This window comes from Brachybacterium sp. NBEC-018 (assembly GCF_024860185.1).
Taxonomy (GTDB): Bacteria; Actinomycetota; Actinomycetes; order Actinomycetales; family Dermabacteraceae; genus Brachybacterium; species Brachybacterium rhamnosum.
In genome coordinates this window covers 3,823,830-3,841,944 of the sequence record NZ_CP100650.1, presented here as the reverse complement: position 1 = coordinate 3,841,944, position 18,115 = coordinate 3,823,830, and the positions used below count along the sequence as shown (strand labels likewise).

Sequence of the window (18,115 nt, the reverse complement as noted above, 5' to 3'; positions counted from 1 at the left end):
CGACCCGATACTTGCAAGGATCCACAACCATGACCCGACTCGAGGCGCCGCCCGCGCCACCGGAGGCACTCGCCCTCCCCGCTCTCCCTGCCCTGCCCGCCGGCGACCCGCTCGGCACCCGCGCCCGGGACCGTCGCGCCGCCGCCTGGATCCTCGGCCTCGGCGTCGCCACCGTCGTGAGCGTCCTCGTGTGCGCGGGCATCGGCCCCGTCCCCGTGCCGCCGCTGCGCGCTGCCGCGATCATCGCCGCGCACCTCGGGTTGCCCGTCGACCCGCAGGCCACCCTCGCGGAGGACTCGATCATCTGGGGCGTGCGCGCGCCGCGGGTGGTGCTCGGCGCCGCCGTCGGCGCGTGCCTCGCCCTGTGCGGCGCGGCCCTGCAGGCCATGGTGCGGAACCTGCTCGCGGATCCCTACGTGCTCGGCATCTCCGGCGGCGCCTCGACCGGCGCCGCGGCGGCGGTGCTGCTCGGCGCGGGGGCCGGCCTCGGCGCCGCCGCCCAGCCCGCGCTCGCCTTCGCGGGCGCCCTCGCCGCCGCCCTGCTCGTGCTCGTCCTCGCCCGCTCCCACGGCGCGGTCACCTCCCTGCGGCTGCTGCTCGCCGGGGTCGCCGTCGGCTACGTGCTCACCGCGATCACGAACCTGCTCGTCTTCACCGCGGACACGGCCGAGGGCTCCCGCTCCGTCATGTTCTGGATGCTCGGCTCGCTCGCGCTGGGCCACTGGGACCTGTTCCTCGGCCTCGCCGTGCTCGCCGCCGTCGCGGGGCTGCTGATCCTCACGGCCGCGGGCCCCGTGCTCGACGCGCTCGCCGCGGGGGACGAGACGGCCTGGTCGCTCGGCATCCGCCCGGACCGCGCCCGTGTCGCCCTGCTCGTCGTCGTCTCCCTGTGCACGGGCGCCGCGGTCGCCGCCGCCGGGGCGATCGGCTTCGTGGGGCTCGTCGTCCCGCACCTCGCCCGGCGCCTCGTGGGCGGCCCGCACCGCCGCGTCGTCCCCGCCGCCGCGTTCCTCGGCGCGCTGTTCCTGCTCTGGGCGGACGCCCTCGCCCGCGTCGTCCTCGCCCCGCGCGAGCTGCCGATCGGGGTGATCACGGCGCTCGTGGGCGCCCCCTTCCTCGTGGTGCTCGTGCGCCGTCTCCGGGGGGTGGCATCGTGATGCGACGCCGTGCGGCACTCCTGGCGCCCCTCGCCCCGATCGCCGCCTGGGGCCTCGCCGCCTGCACGTCGGCGCCGGCCCCCACTTCGGGAGCCACGGCCGCCGCGAACGGCGAGGGCGGGACCACCTACCCGCTCACCCTCGAGAACTGCACCTCCTCCGTGACGCTGCCCGCCGCTCCCATGCGGATCGTGCTGCTCGAGACCGCCCCGGTCACCGTGCTCGACGGCCTCGGCGTGCTCGACCGCGTGATCGCGAAGGCCGGCGTGTTCCCGCCCGCCTACTACCCCGAGGCGATCCACGGGGACCTCGCGCAGCGGGTCGACGCGATCCCCGTGCTCTCCGACGACATCGACGGCGCCGGCCACCTCCAGATCAACCAGGAGAGCGTCATCGCGCAGTCCCCGGACCTCGTGCTGGGCCTCCCGGACGGCGTCACCCGCGAGGGCCTCGCCTCCGCGGGCGCCCAGGTGCTCGTCCAGACCGTCTACTGCGGCGACGCCCCCGCCGCGAGCTGGGAGGACCTCGACACCGAGATCCGCCTGCACGCCGAGGTCCTCGACCGGAGGGCCGCGGGGGAGGAGCTCATCGCGACCCTCGCCTCCCGCCTCGACGCGGTGCGCGAGAAGGCCGCCGCGCGCGACGGCGGCACCTGCGCGGTGCTCTACCCGACCGTGGGCGGCGGACCGCTGTACGCCTACGGCGCCGCCTCCATGGCCTCCCCGCAGCTCGAGGCGGTGGGCCTCGAGAACGTCTTCGCGGGCACCGAGGAGCGGGTCTTCGAGGCGAGCACCGAGGCGCTCATCGATGCGGATCCGGACCACCTCGTCATCCTCTACCAGGGCGACGGCGACGGCTCCGACGTGATCGCCGAGGTCACGGGCACCGCCGCCCTCGGCGCCCTGCGCGCCGTGCGCGAGGGACGCCTGCTCGCGCAGCTCTTCAACCTCACCGAGCCCGCGACCCCGCTCGTCGTCGACGGCGCCGAGCGGATCGGCGACTGGCTCGACGGGGGCGCCTCGTGAGCGCCCCCACCGCCGCGTCGCCGCTGCTCGAGGCGCGCGGTGTGCACCGCTCCTTCGGCGAGCACCCCGTGCTGCGCGGGGTGGACCTCGCGGTGCGGCCGGGAGAGGTCCTCGGCCTCGTCGGCCCCAACGGCAGCGGCAAGACCACCCTGCTGCGCCTGCTCACCGCGGCGCTCCGGCCGGACCGTGGGGAGGTGCTGCTCGGCGGGCGACCGCTCGCCCGGATCGGCGGGCGGGAGCGCGCGCGGCGGCTCGCGATCGTGGTCCAGGAGAGCGCGGGGGAGCTGCCGATGACCGTCGCGGACCTCGTGCTCCTCGGCCGGACACCCCACCGTGGCGCCGGCCGCGGCCGGGAGGTTGCCGCCCGCGCCCTCGAGCGCGTGGGCGCCCTGCACCTCGCGGGCCGCGAGGTCGCGCAGCTCTCCGGCGGCGAGCGGCAGCGGGTGCTCATCGCCCGCGCCCTCGCCCAGGAGCCCGAGGTGCTGCTGCTCGACGAGCCCACCAACCACCTCGACGTCGGCTACCAGCACGAGGTCCTGCACGTGGTGCGGGGCCTGGGGCTCGCGACGATCGTCGTCCTCCACGACCTCAACCTCGCCGCCCGCTACTGCGACCGCGTCGCCCTGCTCCACGAGGGGCGCGTGCTCGCGAGCGGGCCGCCGTCGGCCGTGCTGCAGGGCCCGCAGCTCGAGCAGGTCTACGCCGTGGGCGCCGAGCCGCTCGCCGCCGCGGACGGCACCGTCCAGTTCCTCTTCCACCACCCGCGACCCGCCGAGGGGGCCCGATGAGCATCCAGGACCCGATCACCGCCTACTGGTCCCGCTGGGCGGGGGAGTACGACGCCCAGCAGACGGCCCGCGCCCGCGCCGAGGGCGCCGAGGAGGTGTGGCGCACCGTCTGGGCGGAGGGCCTGTGCGCGGAGCCGGGCGGGTCCCCGCTCGAGGTGCTCGACGTCGGCACCGGCAGCGGCAACGCCGCGATCACGATCGCCGGGCTCGGCCACCGCGTGACCGGGATCGACCTCGCCCCCGGCATGCTCGAGGCGGCACGCGCGAAGGGCTCGCCCGTGCGCTTCCTGCCCGGCGACGCCGTGGACCCGCCGCTGCCCGCCCGGAGCCTCGACGCGATCGTCTCCCGCTACGTGCTGTGGACCCTGCGCGACGCACCCGCCGCCCTCGCCGCCTGGCACCGCCTGCTGCGCCCGGGCGGGATCGTCGTCGCGGTGGACTCCGCCTGGTTCCCCGACGGGGCCGACGTCGGCGACGGCCTCGAGGGCGCTCGCCGGGAGGACTTCCGCAGCGCCTACGCAGACGGGGCCCTCCCCGAGCTCGCCCTCGCCTCCGGGGACCCCGAGCAGGTGATCGCCGCCTTCCGCGCCGCCGGCTTCATCGAGGTCACGGCGGATCCGCTGCCCGCGGTGCTCGAGCTCGACCGGCGCAACGGCGTCTCCCCGGGGCACCGGCCCCAGCTGCAGATGCGCTATCGCGCAGCGAAGGGGTGAGCAGCGAAGGGCTGACGCCCGTCGGCCCTCCGGCATAGGCTTTCCCGCATGACTGCCCCCACCCGCCGCATCGGCTCCCTCACCGTCTCCGCGATCGGCCTCGGCGCCATGCCGCTGTCCTTCGCCCGCACCCCCGCGGTGCCCCGCGACCAGGCGATCCGCACGGTCCACGCGGCCCTCGAGGCCGGCGTGACCCTCATCGACACGGCGGACATCTACGCCCCCAGCTGGGACACGATGGGCCACAACGAGCAGCTCGTCGCGGAGGCCCTCGCGGCCTGGGACGGCGACCGCTCCGCCCTCACCGTCGCGACGAAGGGCGGCATCACCCGCTCCGAGGGCGAGTCCTGGGGCCGCGACGGCTCCCTCGACCACCTCCGCCGGGCCGTGGAGACCTCGCTGACGAACCTCGGCGTGGACGCGATCGACCTCTACTACTGGCACCGCCCGGACCGCTCGATCCGCTACGCCGAGGGCGTCGAGGCCCTCGCGACGCTCCAGCAGGAGGGCCTGATCCGCGAGGTCGGCGTGTCCAACGCGAACGTCGAGGAGATCGACGTGGCGCTCGAGGTGCTCGGCGAGGGCGGTCTCGCCGCGGTCCAGAACCAGTTCTCGCCCTCCTACTTCCACACGAGCATCGAGGAGCTGCGCCACTGCGGCCAGCACGGCGCGGCCTTCGTGCCGTGGTCGCCGCTGGGCGGGATCGGCGGCGGCGCGAGCGGCGTGGGGGAGCGGTTCCCGCAGGTCGCGCGGGTCGCCGAGGCGCACGGCGTGAGCCCGCAGCAGGTCGTCATCGCCTGGGAGCTCTCGCTCGGCGAGCACGTGATCCCGATCCCCGGCGCGGGCCGGCCCGCGTCGATCGTCGACTCCGCCGCCGCGATGACGCTCGAGCTCACCGAGGCCGAGCGGGAGGACCTCGGGACGATCCTCGGCTGAGGGGCCGCGCCCGGCGCGGGCGCTGACGACGTCGCGGGCGACGTGACCGGCAGAGCATTTCGATTGCCGGTCCCCGGGCGTGGGCGTACCGTGGCGGGCGTCCGTGACCGGAGAGGAGTCGGCATGCATTCCGTGCCAGCAGGGAGCGAGGCGGCCCAGCGGGCCTGCTCGTCGTAGCGTGGCGCGCCCCGAGCGCGCCGCCGTCGACCCCACCCTGATGCTCCTGCATGCCCTGATCCCGGCCGCCCGGAAGCGGCCTGCGAGGCATGCCCTCCGAGAGGACCCCTCATGATCACCCTCACCGACGCCCTGATCCGCGACGGCTTCGTCAACGCCTCCAAGGGCGACGCGAAGCGCGCCTCCCTGCCCGATCTCGATGCCCTCGACTTCGAGCGGCTCGACTACCTGGGGTGGCAGGACGCCAAGCGCCCCCGCCTCCACTACGTGTCCCTCGAGCTGGACGGCCAGGTCGCGACCCTGATGCTGCGCGGCGCGGAGAACGCCCCCACGAAGAAGATGCTCTGCGCCTGGTGCGAGGACATCGTCGACGGCGTGCACGCCGCGAGCTTCGTCGCCCCGCTCGGCGGCGCCTCCGGCCGGCGCGGCAACAGCGTCGGCACGTCGATCTGCGCGGACTTCCGCTGCTCCCGCAACGTGCGCCGCGCGCCGAGCTCCTTCGAGCTGCGCACGGAGGACCCGGCGCTGCTCGCCTACCACCAGGAGCAGAAGATCGCGGGCCTGCGCGAGCGGTCCGCCTCCTTCGTGCGGGCCGTCGCGAACGGCTGATCGGCCGACGGGCGGGACCGGTGGGTGGGCTCTCGAGCGTGCCTTCCAGCGCCGTCTGATCTCGGGCGACGTTCCCCTGCCGGCACGGTCCGGCCGTCGGCGCCGCCTGCTCATCCGACGCCGGCCGGCAGCGGCCGATCCCTCCGGCCTCGTGCGCCCGGCCGGGACCTCTCCCTGGGTCCTGGCCGGGCGCTCGTGCGTCGTGGACAGCCGTGCCGCCCGCCGTTCCCTGTCGCCGCCCCCACCGCCCAGAATCGATCGTTCCTCCCCACGCCGAGTTATCCACAATTTCCACGGATCGAGGGTAGGTGCTGGTTTCGGGGGAGGCGGAGGCATAGAATAAGGGAGTGACGTCGGGGGGTGTCGCTGGTGGATGGTGGCAGGGATTTCTCTGCTCGCTGATCCGCCGTCGATCAGTCATTCCGGTGCTGTGATGACGAGGGGAGACGAGCGATGTCGGTGATCGATGACGGAGTGCCCGTGCCCCTTCCCCTGCCCGGCCTGGAGGACATCACTGACCCCGCCGCGGCTCTTGCTGCTGCTTCCGCCGCCGCCCCTGCCACCGCTCCGGCTCCCGTCCTCCCGCCGAAGCCGCGCGCACTCTGCCGCGCCGTCCGGGGGCGCAGCGAGGTGACCGAGGAGAACGTCGCCGCGCGTGCCGATCTCGAGGAGGACGCCGTCCGCGCGGAGGCGCTGCGACGCATCCATCGCCGTCGCCGCGGCGCCGCCGCGCTGCTCTACGTCGAGGAGATGAAGGACGTCGCCCTGCTGTGGGACGAGAAGGCTGGTGACGAGGGGGACTACCTCGCCCTCGCCGCCGGGGTCGCGCTGCGCGCCCGGCTCGGCCAGGCGACCTACCAGCTCCGCCGTGCCCACATGGGCGTCACCGATCTGCCGCTCTCGCTCGAGAAGGTCGCCACCGGGGACCTCCCCACGAGATGGTTCGACGATCTGCTCCGCGCGGTCGAGCGCCTCTCCTCCCCTCAGCGCCACCAGGTGGATGCCGAGATCGCAGGCTGGGAGCTCGCGACGCTCTCCCCGGATCGCTTCCGCACGCTCGTGCGACTCCTCGTGACCTGGGTGGACGAGGTCGCCGCCCTCGGCGCCACCGCGGAGGAGACGCGCGATGTCAGCCTCGACCACTCCCATGTGGACGACGGCACCGCCACGCTCACCGTGACCGGGCCCGCCCCGGAGATCCTCGACCTCGCCAAGCGGCTCGACGCCGCCGCTCACGCGGTCCAGGACCAGCAGCGCCGCGCGCTCGCCTGCATCGCCGCCGGCGAGACCGGGGTGGAGATCCCCTGGGACCTCCACGGCCAGGCCGCCCGCACCGGGAAGCGGCTTTCGCTCGGAGCGATCCGCTACCTGCTGCTCACGCGCGGCGAGATCGACACCCAGGGTGTGCCCGTCCCCGCAGCGGGTGTCCGGCTGAACCTCGTCGTCCCCGTGCTGTCCCTGCTGGGGAGGAGCGACGCGCCCGCGACGCTCGAGGGCACCATCCCGATCCCCGCGGGCATGGCCCGCGAGCTCGCGGCGCGGGCGCCCTCGTTCCAGCGGGTCCTCACCGATCCGATCACCGGGGAGTTCCTCCCCGTCGCATCGACCACCTACCGGCCCACCACTGCGATGCGCGAGCACGTGCTGCTCATCGACCCCGTCTGCGCCGTGCCCGGCTGTGAACGGCACATCGCGGAGAACGGCGAGGTGGACCATATCGAGGAATTCGATCATCACCGCCCCGAGAAAGGCGGGTCCACATCGCCGCATAATCTTCACGGATTGTGCTGGGCTCATCATGATGCGAAAACCGAAGGATATATCGACCCCGAGAGATCGGCGGACGGGAAACGTACGCGATGGAGAATCGGTGGCCTCATCGCCACCGAGGTCACGACCAATCGGGACCTCGTCACGCGATCCCTCGCGGCCGGCTACTCCCGCTACTGGGACGACTACGTCCAGCGCCGTCGGGCCGCGGAGGAGCGAGCCCGCGCCCGGGCGAAGGCGAGGGCGGCAGGAGCGGGGACCGGTGCGTCCACGGGCAACGGGGACCCGGACCCCGTCCCACCCTTCTGATCCCTCACCGGCCGCCTCAGCCCGGCAGTCGCTTCAACCCAGCCGCACCCGCGCGTCAGCACGGTGCCCGGTCGCCGCGACGAGGCGGGCGTTCCCCTCGTCCAGGCCGAGCGCCCAGTCCCGCGCCGCGGCCGGCGGCTTCCCGAAGCGCTCATGGCGGGCGATCAGCCGCTCATGCCGCAGGTCCTCCGGCGTCTCCACGAACCAGCACGCATCCAGCAGCGCCCGCACCCCGGCGAACGGTCCCTCGTCGAGCAGCAGGTAGTTGCCCTCCGTGATGACGAGCGGCACCTCGGCCTCCACCGCGATCGCCCCCGCGAGCGGCTGCTCGAGATCCCGCTCGAACATGGGCGCCCACACCACGTCGTCCCCGGGCATCTGGGTCCGGATCCGCTGGAGCAGCGCCGTATATCCGCCTGCGTCGAAGGTGTCCGGGGCGCCCTTGCGGTCCCGTCGGCTCAGCGCGTCGAGCGCGAGATCCGCGAGATGGAAGCCGTCCATCGGCACCACGGTGCACGAGCCCTCCGGCAGCTCCCGCGCGAGCAGCTCCGTGAGCGTCGACTTCCCGGCCCCGGGCGCCCCGGCGACCCCGAGCAGCCGCCGGCCCCCGCCGCGGCGGGCCTCGTCGAGCAGCGTCAGCGCGGCGCGGAGCACCGCCTCCTGCCCCTCCAGCACGACCGGCTCAGGCATCGACGTCCACCTCGAGCACCTCACCGCGCAGGGGCATGTGGAGGAGGATCCGAGAGGGCTCCGCCCCGGCCGCTGCGAGCGCCCGCGAGTACGTCGCCATCTGCCCCAGATAGTGCCGCTCCACGTGCCCCACCGGGTCGTCGCCCGGATAGGACTTGTGGTCCACGAGCACGATGCCGCCGCCCGGCAGCTCGAGCAACGTGTCGATCCACCCCTCCATGACCTGCGCGTCCTCGTTCCACCAGGAGATCGGCTGCTCCGTCAGCTCCCGTGCGCCCGGGAACTCCGCGGCGAGGAACCCCGCCCACGCCTCCCCGGCCTCGACGAGCACCTCGGGGCCGACGGCCCGGGCCACGGCCCAGCGCTCCACGAGCCGTCCCGCCGCGGCCTGCTTCTGCGCCGCGTCGAGGTGGGCGAGCGGCAGGGCGAGGTAGGCGTGCACCGCCTCGCCCACCCGCTCCCAGCGCTCCCCGCCGCCCTCGACGAGGCGCCGGCCGATGCTGCGCGGCGCATGCACGACGCCCGTGCCGGAGGCGACCCCGGAGGCCTGGAATCGGGCAGGGGCGGCGGGCGCGGGAGCGGTCTCTCCCGGAGCGGGCACGGCGAGGTCCGTCGCCGCGAGCGGGCTGCGCCGCGCCCGGTACGTGGGGGCGTCCTCGGCGAGCAGCCCGGCCGGGGTGCGGATCGTCGCCGGCAGGTCGCCCGCGCCGCGCACGCTGATCGCCTCACCGCCCGCCTCCCAGCTCAGCAGCGGCCCGGCGCCCTCGTGACCGGGGACGAGCGCATCGAGCACCGGGGCGTGGCCGGCGCCGCTCAGCACGGTGACGTCGGCCGAGCGCGTGAGCGCCACGTACTGCAGGCGCCCGGACTCCTCCTGCTCCGTCCGCGCCCGGCGCCGTGCATGCTCCGAGGCGGAGAGCCCCTCCTGCAGCGGCGCGTACCGGGGCAGGACGCCCGGCCAGTAGCGCGGCGAGCGGCCGTCGAGCGGGGCGGTGACCTGCAGCTCCGGCGCCGGCACGACGAAGCCGCCGTCATGGCGGGAGCGGTCGCTCGGCGCATGGTCGAGCATGACCACCACGCGCGACCACTCGAGGCCCTTCGCGCCGTGGATCGTCCCCACCCACACGGTGTCGGGGATGCTCGAGAGGTCCGGGCCGGCGTCCGCGGCGTCGAGCGCGATGCGGAGGCCGGTGAGGGTGATCGGGGCGGAGTCCGCGCGGGCGCGGTCCGCGTACTGCGCGGCGACGGCGCGCAGCGCGTCGAGGGTGCGCAGCCGCTGATCGGGCGCGGACCACGACCGGATCCGCTCCGGCAGGTCGAGGGCGTCGACGACGGCGGTGACCATCTCCACCGGCGTCAGGGAGATGCAGTCCTCCCGCAGGTCGCGCAGCCCCGCGAGCACCGGGTCCTGCCACCAGCGGGAGAAGACCGCGCGACGACCCTCGCGGTCCGGTGCGGCGGCGAGCTCCGCGAACCAGCCGTCGTGCGCGGCATGATCCGGCAGCAGGTCCACGAGCTCGGTGAGGGCGAGCGTGTCGGCGAGGTCGAGGGTCACCGCGAGGGCCGCCCGCACCAGGCGGCCCTCGCGCGCGGCGAGGATCGGGGCGCCCTCGCCGGAGGCCGGCACGCCGCGCGCCGCGAGCGCCTCCGCGACCTCGGCGGCGCGCCGGTTCGAGCGCACGAGCACGGCGACGTCGCCGGGGGAGACGCCCGGCTCGGCGAGCAGGTCGATCACGCCGTCGGCCACGGCCGTCGCGTGCTGGGGATGGGTGAGCTTCCGCGGCACCTCCGGCAGCCACCCCTCGAGCCTGCCCGGCGGGCGGCCCGCGGCGGCGCGGCGGCGCGCGGCCTCCGGCGCCGCGTCCATGACCACGCGATGCCGGGGGAGGTCCGGGAAGACCTGCGGGAACACGGCGTTCACGAGATCCAGCACGGGCGCCTGCGAGCGCCACGAGTGCTCGAGGTCCCGCACGCTCGCCGCGCCGAGATCCGTGCGGCCGCTCTCGATCTCCGCGATGATCCCCGTCATGAGGGCCGGATCCGCGTCGCGGAACCCGTAGATCGCCTGCTTGGGGTCGCCCACCCAGATCTTGTCCTCGACGAGCTCGCTCAGCGCGAGGAACAGGGCGAGCTGCACGGGGGAGGTGTCCTGGAACTCGTCGACCGCGAGCAGGCGGAACCGCGAGCGGATCGCCTCGCGGGCCCGCGGGGACTCCCGCACGAGCGCGAGGGTCCGCACCTCCTGGTCCACGAAGTCGATGAGGCCCAGGGCGTCCTTGTGGTCGCGGTACGCCTCGAGGGACTCCGCGGCGGTCTCCATGACCAGCGCGATCACGGCCCGCACGTCCGCCTGGAGCACGGGGTTCGCGAGCAGCTCCTCATCGATCATCGTCGCCGTTCCCAGCAGGGCGAGGTCCACGTCCTTGCTGTAGACGTAGCCCTTCGCCGCGGGGTCGCCGGCCTTGCCGGAGCCGACGGCGGCGAGCTTCGCCCAGCGCGACCAGGGAGCCCGTGCCGGGTCCCGCAGGTCCCGGCGCATCGCCTCGAGGGTGTCGAGGTGCTTGCGCACGGTCGCCGCGCCCTTCTCGTCGCCGGTCGCCAGCGCGCGCAGGTCCTTCAGCGCCGTGTCGAGCTGCGCGGTCCACGCGGGCCGGCGGTCCTCGGGCGCGGCCGCCGGGAGGGCCGCCTCCCGGTAGTCCTGCCAGGAGGCCTCGACGCCGTCCCGCAGCGCCTGCGCGTCGATGAGGTTCGTGCGGGCGCGGGAGGCGAGGTCCCGCACGTGCGCCCGCCACGAGGGGGAGGCGGCGAAGGGCAGCTCCGGGTCCTCCTCGCCGTCGTGCTCGGTGCGCGCGAGCAGGTCGCTCGCGCGGGCCCCGGCCTGGGCGGCGGTCTCGTCGATCGCGGCGCGGAAGGCGGCCCGCTGCCGGTCCTCGTCGAGCACCTGCACGTCGGGCGAGATGCCGGCGTCGAGCGCGAACTCGCGCAGCAGCTCCCCGGAGACCGCGTTGACGGTGCTGATGAGGGCGCTGTCGATGCCGCGCGCCGCGTCGAGCTGGCCGCGCTCGAGCAGCGTGCGCCGCACCCGGTCGCGCAGCTCCGCCGCGGCGCGCTTCGTGAAGGTCGTCGCGATGAGCTGCGAGGGGTCCAGCCCCTCCTCGATCCGGCGCGCGATCTCGTGGGTGAGCGTGTGGGTCTTCCCGGAGCCCGCCGAGGCGTTGATCAGGGTGAAGGAGGGGCCAGGGGTGCTCATCGTCGGTCTCCCGTCAGTCCGCAGAGCTGCGCGTACTCGCTGCCCGCGCAGTGGTCCTCGACGAGCAGCCCGCCCGCCGCTCGCGCCGTCGCCCGGGCGGCCGTGACCGCCTTCGCATGCTGCGCCCAGGTCGCGCCCGCGTCGAGGCCGGCCTCCTCGATCAGCGCGCGGCAGCCCGCGCGCACGGTGCCGGCGGCGACCTCGTCGAGCACCGTCGTGATGCCCGCGAGCATGCGCGACCAGGCGTCCTCGACGTCCATCGGCGTGCGGCGGCGCGGGTCGAGCGCCGGATCGGCGGAGACGAACTCACCGCTGCGCAGCAGGAAGTAGCCGACGCCCGCGGGCTCCGCGAGCGACTGCTCCTGGGCGACCGTCCACGCGTAGGCGGCGAGCTGGATCGCCTCCCCGGTGTCGAAGAGGTCCCCGTAGCGGGTGCGGCTGCGGGACCACTTGAGGTCCAGGACGCTCGGCCGGCCCTGCGCGTCCACGGCGTCCACGTCGCGGCTGCCGACGAAGGTCACCGTGTGCGGGCCGGCGGCGAGCGGGAGCGTGAGCGGCAGCGAGAAGCGGGACTCGGTGCCGGTGATCCGCAGGCCCGCGTCGGCGAGACCGCGGAACAGTGCCCCGAGGGAGCGGACGGCCCGCTCGCGCACCTCGGAGCGCTCCGCGGCGCGGCCCGGGAGGTCGAGCTCCGAGGCGAGCTGCGGGACGAGCGCGTCGAAGGTCGCCCCGATCTGCTCGGGTGTCGGGTGGGCGTGCTCGTGCACGAGCGTCTCGACGACGGCGTGGACGAGCGTGCCGATCATGCGAGCACCCGTGGGCAGCGCGGCGACCTCGGCGGGGCGCACGTCGAGCGCGTACTCGAGCGCCCAGTGCTGCGGGCAGGCGAGCAGCGACGCGGCCTGCGTGTAGGACAGCCGCTCGGGCAGCAGGTGCGGGGCGGGCGCGATGCGGCGCTCGAGCGGGGGCACCGGGTCGCCGTGCTCCTCGACGGGGGTGGTGACGGGGAGCGTGCGGCCGGCGAGGCTCCAGGTGTCCCCGTCGATCAGCGACTCGGGGGAGAGGCGCTCCGCCCCCGCGGCCGCCTCGAGGTGGGCGAGCAGGCCGCTCGGCCCGGGCGCCTCCTCCGCGAACGGCCCGGGCAGCACCGCGATGACGCGCCGGACGCCGCGCAGCCCCGCGAGGGCGGCGTCGACCTGCAGGGAGGCGACGGCGGCGGGGTCCAGCACCCGCCCGCCGCCCGCCTCGAGCGCGGCCGCCTCCGCCGTGTCCCAGCGCTCCGCCGCCGGCAGCTCCTCGGCCGACGGCCCCCACCACAGCACCGTCCCGCCCGCGGCGCGCAGCTGCGCCGGGCGGGTGGTCACGGCCCAGTCGGCGACCTCGCGCACGGCGCGCGGGGACGGCCCCGATCCGCCGCACGAGTCGATGACCTGCTGCAGGGTGCGCCGGGCGAGCGGTGCCGCCGGGTCGAGCATGCCGAGCACCTGCTGCAGGGTCCGCACCTGGGTGAGCGTCGCGAGCAGCTCACCCTCACCGCGGGCGACCGCCCGCAGCCGCTCCACGAGCCAGTCCAGGCGTGCGGAGAGCAGGTCAGGGCGCAGGCCCTCCGCGGGCAGCGGCTCCGTGACCATGCGGTCCACGGCCCGCGCGGCCTCGATCGCGGGGGCGGGGCCGTCGGCGGCGATCTGTCCGAGCGCCTCCTGCCAGGCGGGACCGCCCACGCCGGGCTCCCGGCCCAGCGCCCGCAGCAGCCGTCGGCGCGCGGCCGCGGGCACGAGGCCCACGGGCTCGGCGTCGCCGTCCGCTCCCGGCAGCACCCGCAGGTCCAGCAGCGCCGCGAGCTGGTGGACGTCCACCGGGGCGGTCGCGACGTCGAGGAAGAGGCCCAGCACCTGGTGGTGGGCACGGTCCGTGGACGGCTCCACGTGGCCGATCGCGGGCAGGCCGCGCCGGTGCAGGGCCCGGTCGAGCACGTCGGTGCCGCGGGCGGCGAGCACCGTGAGCGGGCCGTCCTCCGGGGAGGCCGGGGCGGCGAGGTACCGCGCGGCGACGTCGGCCGCGGACCACTCGTCGAGCGCCTCGACGACGGTGAGCGCGGGCGCGCCCGCCTCGGGGGCGGGCAGCACAGGGAAGTCCACGCCCGCGGCGGTGAGCAGGGAGAACAGGTGCGGCCACCGGCCCGGCAGTCGCTCCGGCGGCTCGTGCAGCGCGACCTCCTCGATGCCGAGCGGCCAGGTCGCCGCGTCCCCCTCGAGCAGGGCGATCAGCTCGGCGAGGTCGTCCGCGGGGGAGGGGGCGAGGGTGCCGGCCGTGCCGACGACGACCGTGCGCTCGAGATCGCGCAGCGCCGCGAGCCGCTCCGGGAGAGGGCCCTCGACGCCCGAGGGCCGCCACCCCGTCGCGACCGCCTCGTCGCGCCAGCGCAGCAGCTGCCGCCCCGTGCTCCACGGGTCCACCGCGAAGGAGCGCGCGGGCCAGAACGCCGAGGGATCGGGCAGCGAGGCGAGGTGCTCCTCGAAGAGCCGCACGTACTGCGCGACCCGCACCGCCGGCTCGACCGCCGGGCGGGTCAGGCCCAGACGGTTCTGCAGCAGCTGCACGAGGGACCGCGGCCCCATCCGCGCCGCGCCCCGGGCGCCCGCGCCGTCCGCCCAGGCCGCGCCGTCCAGGGACCAGCCGAACTCGATCCGCATCCCACCTGCTCCTCCGCCGAATCCGCGCGGCGTGACCTGCCGCGGGACCCACAGTAGGGGAGGCGGCCGACGCTCAGCGGTTGAACGGGTCGTCGGGCCGGATCGACCAGCTGAAGCCGCGCTCGTACAGCGTGGATCCCGAGGGATCCGGGGCGAGCACGAGGTCCACGTCCTCGCCGTCCACCCCGTCGCCCGTGACGTGCAGGGTGCCGCCGGACTGCTCCTCGATCGTGAGGGTCAGCTCCTGGGGCAGGACGTCGAGGTACTCCCGCACCGGCTGCCCCTCCTCCCGCAGGTCCTGGAGCGCGAGCTCGACCGTGCCCTCACCGCCGCGCCGGTAGGTGCCGGTGAGGAGCGTGCCGTCCGCGAGGCGCAGCTGCACGGGGGAGTCCTCGCCGTAGACCGTGTCGCCGAAGGCGATGCGCGCCCAGCGACGGTCCTCGCCCAGCTGCGCCGCGGGCTGCGCGGTGTCCTCCTGGACGGCCCACACGCCCGCGGGCACGGAGTCGTCGCTGCTGCGCGGCGGGTACAGCTGGGTCGATCCCCAGATGACGAGCGCCGCGATCGCCACGGCGGCGATCGGGCCGAGCACGTCCGTGACCCGGGCGACCGGGCGCCACGGGATCAGCGTGGGCAGCGGGCCCCGCGGGATCTCCCCGCGCCGGAAGAACGCGCTGAACAGGCGCGGCATCCACGGGATGAGCACCACGAGCGACATCACCAGGTAGATCAGCGAGGGCGTCTTCACCATGACGTCGTAGCCCAGGTTCAGCACGAGCACGAGCGCCATCGACCCCGCCCCGACCACCGCGCCGAAGGGCACCGAGCGGCGCCACAGCAGCGCGAGCCCCGCCCCGCACTCCGCGACCCCCGCGAGGAGCTGGAACAGCGGGGAGAAGGCGACCATCCGCCACAGCAGGCCCATGGGGCTCATCTCGCCCTGGCTGATGAGCGCGTCCCCCGGGTCGGAGAGACCGAACTGGCCCAGCACGAGCTTCGTGCCGCCGTAGTAGAGCAGCACGAGCGCGAGCAGCAGCCGCACCCCGCCGTGGGCCCACCAGCCCAGGGTCACGGCGACGGTGCGGGCGACCCGCTTCTCGACGGCGTAGCCGTCCTCGGGCGCGGGGGAGGGGACGGGGGTGGCAGGGGGCGTGTCGGCATCGGAGGAGGTCATGGACCTATTCCACGTCGGCGGGCCGTGCCGGGCGTCCGTCCGGGGGTGGGAGCGGACCCGACCTCCGTCGGGGCCGACGGGCCCCCGGATCCGCTCAGAGTCGGGCGTGCTCCTGGACCCACGGCGCCTCGGTGCGCAGCGGCCGGCCCGGCACGAGCGCGCCGTCCCGGACGAAGCCCTCCTCCCGCTCCGCGAGCGCCGCGACGAGCAGCGCGCGATGGCGGGCGAGCTCCTCCGCGTGCTCGGGCCGGGCGGCGAGGTCGTGGCGCTCCTGCGGGTCCTCGACGAGGTCGAAGAGCTGCTCGTGGCCGTCGCCGGAGAACCACAGGTACTTATGGCGCTCGCTGCGGATCCAGTGCAGGCCGTGCCGGCCCAGCGAGCCGATCACGTGCTCCCCGTGCAGGTGGTCGCGCACCGCGGCGCCCTCCGCCATCGCGGGGCGCAGGCTGCGGCCGTCGACCGTGTCGGGGACCGGGACGCCGGCGAGGTCCAGCAGCGTCGGCATGAGGTCCCGCAGCTCGACGATCGCGTCCACCGCGCCGCCCTCGCCCCAGCCCTGGCGATGGGCGGGCGGCACGTGCAGCACGAAGGGCACCCGCGCGGCGCCCTCGTAGCCCACGGACTTCCGCTGCATGTCGTGGTCGCCGAGCATGTCGCCGTGGTCGGAGACGAACGCGATGATCGTGTCCTCGAGCAGGCCGTGGTCGCTCAGCGCCTCCCGCAGCCGGTTCAGCTGCAGGTCGATGAACTCGATCGACGCGTGGTACGCGGCCCGCTGGTCGTGGAGGGTCGACGGCTTCTGCGCCCCGAACTCCGCCTCGGAGCCGAAGTCCCGCCGGTGCTCGTCGAAGCGGGAGACCCAGTCGCCCATCGGCGGGGTGGGGGAGGTGCGGGCCCGGTGCTTGTCCCACAGCCATCCGGGCGGGTCCAGCGGCGCATGCGGCCGGTGGAAGGACATGAAGAGCAGGAAGGGCCGTGTGGGGTCGCGGCGCTCGAGGAAGCGGACGGACTCGTCGGCCACCCAGCGCGTGGGGTGCAGCCGCTCCTCCCGCTCCCACGGCCGCGCGGTGATCGCGTTGCAGCCGATCCCCGAGTCCTGCGAGTCGGCGCGCGGGTCACCGGTCTCCCGGCGCAGGAAGTCGACGTAGTCGTCGATCGCGCCCGACGGGCCGCCCGTCAGCCGCCGCGAGGTGTGCAGGAACCCGTCGTGCAGGCGCACGTCGTCGAAGCCGCAGCGCGCACGGTCGGGGAAGACGTGCATCTTGCCCACGCCGAAGGTCTGGTAGCCCGCGTCCCGCAGGGTCGACTGCAGGGTGACGGGGTGGGCGTCCGGGAAGGAGATCCCCTCGCGGTAGCCGTAGCGGCCGTGCCGCTCCTGCGACTGCCCGGTGAACAGGGCCACGCGCGCCGGCACGCAGGTCGGCGTCGCCGAGTAGGCGCGCGGGAACCAGTGGCCGCCGCGCGCGAGGTCGTCGAGGTTCGGGGTGTCCGCCCAGTGCGCCCCCGCCCCGCCCCAGGCATCACCGCGCATCTGGTCCACGCAGACCAGGACGATGTGGGGGCGGGGCGGGGTGCTCACGACCGGATCAGCCCTGCGGGTCCGCGCTGCCCGGGCGGGCCCACGGCGGGACCTGCCCGTCGGCCGCCTGCTGCGCGGCCTGCTGGGCACGGCGCTCGGCCTCGGCCTGCGCGTCGCGGGCCTGCTGGGCGCTGACGCGGCGCTGGCGCTCGGCGCGCTGGGCGTCCGCGGTGCGGCGCTGCTGGGCCTCCGCCTGCTCGCCGTCCTCGTTCGCCTGGTGCGCGGCCTGCGCCTGCAGCATGGCGGAGCGGATCTCGTCGCCCATGGAGCCCACGGCGCCCGGGTTCGAGGGCAGGTACAGCACGTTCGAGCGGCCGTTGCGGGCCACGTCCTGCATGGTGTCGAAGTACTGGGTCATGAGCAGCAGCTGCTCGGCGGAGGACTCGATGCCCACCCGGCGCAGCATCTCGTACTGCTCCGCGATGCCGAGCGCGATCGCCTTGCGCTGGGCGGCGACGCCCTCACCCTGCAGGCGCTTGGACTCGGCCTCGGCCTCCGCCTGGGTGACGCGCTTGATCTTGTCCGCCTCCGCGAGGGACTGCGCGGCCACGCGGTCGCGCTGGGCGGCGTTGATCGAGTTCATCGAGTCGCGCACGCGGGCGTCCGGGGAGATGTCCTGGACGAGCGTGTTGACGATGTTGAAGCCGAACTCCTGCATGCGCACCGAGAGCGTGTTCTCGACGCTGCGGGCGATGTCGTCCTTCGACTCGAAGGCCTCGTCGAGCTCGAGGCCGGACAGCGCCGAGCGCACCGTGTCGAACACGTAGGAGCGGATCTGGTTCTCCGGGTTGGAGAGGCGGTAGTACGCGTCGACGACCTGCTCCTCCTTGATCACGTACTGCACGGCCACCGGCACGGTGACGAACACGTTGTCCTTGGTCTTGGACTCGATGTTCACCTCGAGCTGCTGGATGCGCAGGGAGATCGGCCGGGTGGTGCTGTCCACGAACGGGGCCTTGAAGTTCAGGCCCGGTCGCGCGACGCGACGGAACTTGCCGAAGCGCTCGACGATCACGTTCTCCTGCGTGTGCACGGTGAACATGATCGAGGTGCGCAGCCCGCCGAAGAGCAGCGCTCCGAGGATCGCGAGCACCACGACGATGACGACGAGGACGATGAGGACGGCGACGACGCCTTCCATGGGGTTCCCCTTTCCAGGAGGTGGTCGATGTGAGCCACGCTACCGAATGGTCCCGGCCCGAGGGGGCCGACGAAGGGAGGGGATCCGAGGAAAGGTGAGGCGCG

General features: G+C 75.0%; 13 protein-coding genes. 7 read left to right on the top strand and 6 right to left on the bottom strand.

The genetic code is table 11. From position 1 onward, the window contains the following. The first annotated feature begins 29 nt into the window (after nucleotides 1-29). The 7 genes from NLU66_RS17580 to NLU66_RS17550 all read left to right on the top strand — a co-directional run bounded on the left by NLU66_RS17580 (nucleotide 30) and on the right by NLU66_RS17550 (nucleotide 7,484). The gene (locus NLU66_RS17580) at nucleotides 30-1,157 is read left to right on the top strand and encodes a FecCD family ABC transporter permease (RefSeq protein WP_259360888.1); all 1,128 of its coding nucleotides are present in this window, start codon (nucleotides 30-32) and stop codon (nucleotides 1,155-1,157) included. After that, nucleotides 1,157-2,182: an ABC transporter substrate-binding protein gene (locus NLU66_RS17575; RefSeq protein ID WP_259362614.1), complete on the top strand. Its 1,026-nt coding sequence runs from the start codon at nucleotides 1,157-1,159 to the stop codon at nucleotides 2,180-2,182. Before NLU66_RS17580 ends, NLU66_RS17575 begins: the two co-directional genes overlap by 1 nt. Continuing rightward, entirely contained in the window at nucleotides 2,179-2,970 is a 792-nt protein-coding gene (locus tag NLU66_RS17570; RefSeq protein WP_259360887.1) for an ABC transporter ATP-binding protein, read from the top strand. Before NLU66_RS17575 ends, NLU66_RS17570 begins: the two co-directional genes overlap by 4 nt. Further along, nucleotides 2,967-3,683, top strand: a complete 717-nt coding sequence (locus NLU66_RS17565; protein ID WP_259360886.1) for a class I SAM-dependent methyltransferase — start codon at nucleotides 2,967-2,969, stop codon at nucleotides 3,681-3,683. The genes NLU66_RS17570 and NLU66_RS17565 overlap by 4 nt, the downstream gene beginning before the upstream one ends. A 48-nt stretch (nucleotides 3,684-3,731) precedes the next feature. Beyond that, complete coding sequence (locus NLU66_RS17560; protein WP_259360885.1) at nucleotides 3,732-4,619, top strand: aldo/keto reductase; 888 nt, start codon at nucleotides 3,732-3,734, stop codon at nucleotides 4,617-4,619. Between the two features lie 288 nt (nucleotides 4,620-4,907). After that, complete coding sequence (locus NLU66_RS17555; protein WP_259360884.1) at nucleotides 4,908-5,405, top strand: FBP domain-containing protein; 498 nt, start codon at nucleotides 4,908-4,910, stop codon at nucleotides 5,403-5,405. Nucleotides 5,406-6,035: 630 nt separating this feature from the next. Continuing rightward, the gene (locus tag NLU66_RS17550; protein ID WP_259360883.1) at nucleotides 6,036-7,484 is read left to right on the top strand and encodes an HNH endonuclease signature motif containing protein; all 1,449 of its coding nucleotides are present in this window, start codon (nucleotides 6,036-6,038) and stop codon (nucleotides 7,482-7,484) included. Between the two features lie 33 nt (nucleotides 7,485-7,517). On the opposite strand, the gene NLU66_RS17545 is transcribed toward NLU66_RS17550, so the two are convergent. The 6 genes from NLU66_RS17545 to NLU66_RS17520 all read right to left on the bottom strand — a co-directional run bounded on the left by NLU66_RS17545 (nucleotide 7,518) and on the right by NLU66_RS17520 (nucleotide 18,011). Then, complete coding sequence (locus NLU66_RS17545; RefSeq protein ID WP_259360882.1) at nucleotides 7,518-8,174, bottom strand: nucleoside/nucleotide kinase family protein; 657 nt, start codon at nucleotides 8,172-8,174, stop codon at nucleotides 7,518-7,520. Then, the gene (locus NLU66_RS17540; protein ID WP_259360881.1) at nucleotides 8,167-11,424 is read right to left on the bottom strand and encodes a UvrD-helicase domain-containing protein; all 3,258 of its coding nucleotides are present in this window, start codon (nucleotides 11,422-11,424) and stop codon (nucleotides 8,167-8,169) included. The genes NLU66_RS17545 and NLU66_RS17540 overlap by 8 nt, the downstream gene beginning before the upstream one ends. Then, nucleotides 11,421-14,117 carry a PD-(D/E)XK nuclease family protein gene (locus tag NLU66_RS17535; protein ID WP_259360880.1) on the bottom strand — a complete coding sequence of 899 codons (2,697 nt, stop codon included), beginning with the start codon at nucleotides 14,115-14,117 and terminating at the stop codon, nucleotides 11,421-11,423. The genes NLU66_RS17540 and NLU66_RS17535 overlap by 4 nt, the downstream gene beginning before the upstream one ends. A gap of 73 nt (nucleotides 14,118-14,190) precedes the next feature. Further along, nucleotides 14,191-15,291, bottom strand: coding sequence for a hypothetical protein (locus NLU66_RS17530; protein ID WP_259360879.1), 1,101 nt, complete (start codon nucleotides 15,289-15,291; stop codon nucleotides 14,191-14,193). A gap of 94 nt (nucleotides 15,292-15,385) precedes the next feature. Then, nucleotides 15,386-16,870, bottom strand: a complete 1,485-nt coding sequence (locus NLU66_RS17525) for an arylsulfatase (protein WP_259360878.1) — start codon at nucleotides 16,868-16,870, stop codon at nucleotides 15,386-15,388. 7 nt (nucleotides 16,871-16,877) lie between these two features. Next, entirely contained in the window at nucleotides 16,878-18,011 is a 1,134-nt protein-coding gene (locus NLU66_RS17520; RefSeq protein ID WP_259360877.1) for an SPFH domain-containing protein, read from the bottom strand. Nucleotides 18,012-18,115 lie beyond the last annotated feature (104 nt).

Excerpts from the sequence above, each read along its gene's own strand:
- NLU66_RS17520 (WP_259360877.1), bottom strand. The coding sequence starts at position 18,011 with ATGGAAGGCGTCGTCGCCGTCCTCATCGTCCTCGTCGTCATCGTCGTG.
- NLU66_RS17560 (WP_259360885.1), top strand. The coding sequence starts at position 3,732 with ATGACTGCCCCCACCCGCCGCATCGGCTCCCTCACCGTCTCCGCGATC.
- NLU66_RS17535 (WP_259360880.1), bottom strand. The coding sequence starts at position 14,117 with ATGCGGATCGAGTTCGGCTGGTCCCTGGACGGCGCGGCCTGGGCGGAC.
- NLU66_RS17530 (WP_259360879.1), bottom strand. The coding sequence starts at position 15,291 with ATGACCTCCTCCGATGCCGACACGCCCCCTGCCACCCCCGTCCCCTCC.
- NLU66_RS17565 (WP_259360886.1), top strand. The coding sequence starts at position 2,967 with ATGAGCATCCAGGACCCGATCACCGCCTACTGGTCCCGCTGGGCGGGG.
- NLU66_RS17540 (WP_259360881.1), bottom strand. The coding sequence starts at position 11,424 with ATGAGCACCCCTGGCCCCTCCTTCACCCTGATCAACGCCTCGGCGGGC.
- NLU66_RS17580 (WP_259360888.1), top strand. The coding sequence starts at position 30 with ATGACCCGACTCGAGGCGCCGCCCGCGCCACCGGAGGCACTCGCCCTC.
- NLU66_RS17555 (WP_259360884.1), top strand. The coding sequence starts at position 4,908 with ATGATCACCCTCACCGACGCCCTGATCCGCGACGGCTTCGTCAACGCC.
- NLU66_RS17575 (WP_259362614.1), top strand. The coding sequence starts at position 1,157 with ATGCGACGCCGTGCGGCACTCCTGGCGCCCCTCGCCCCGATCGCCGCC.
- NLU66_RS17545 (WP_259360882.1), bottom strand. The coding sequence starts at position 8,174 with ATGCCTGAGCCGGTCGTGCTGGAGGGGCAGGAGGCGGTGCTCCGCGCC.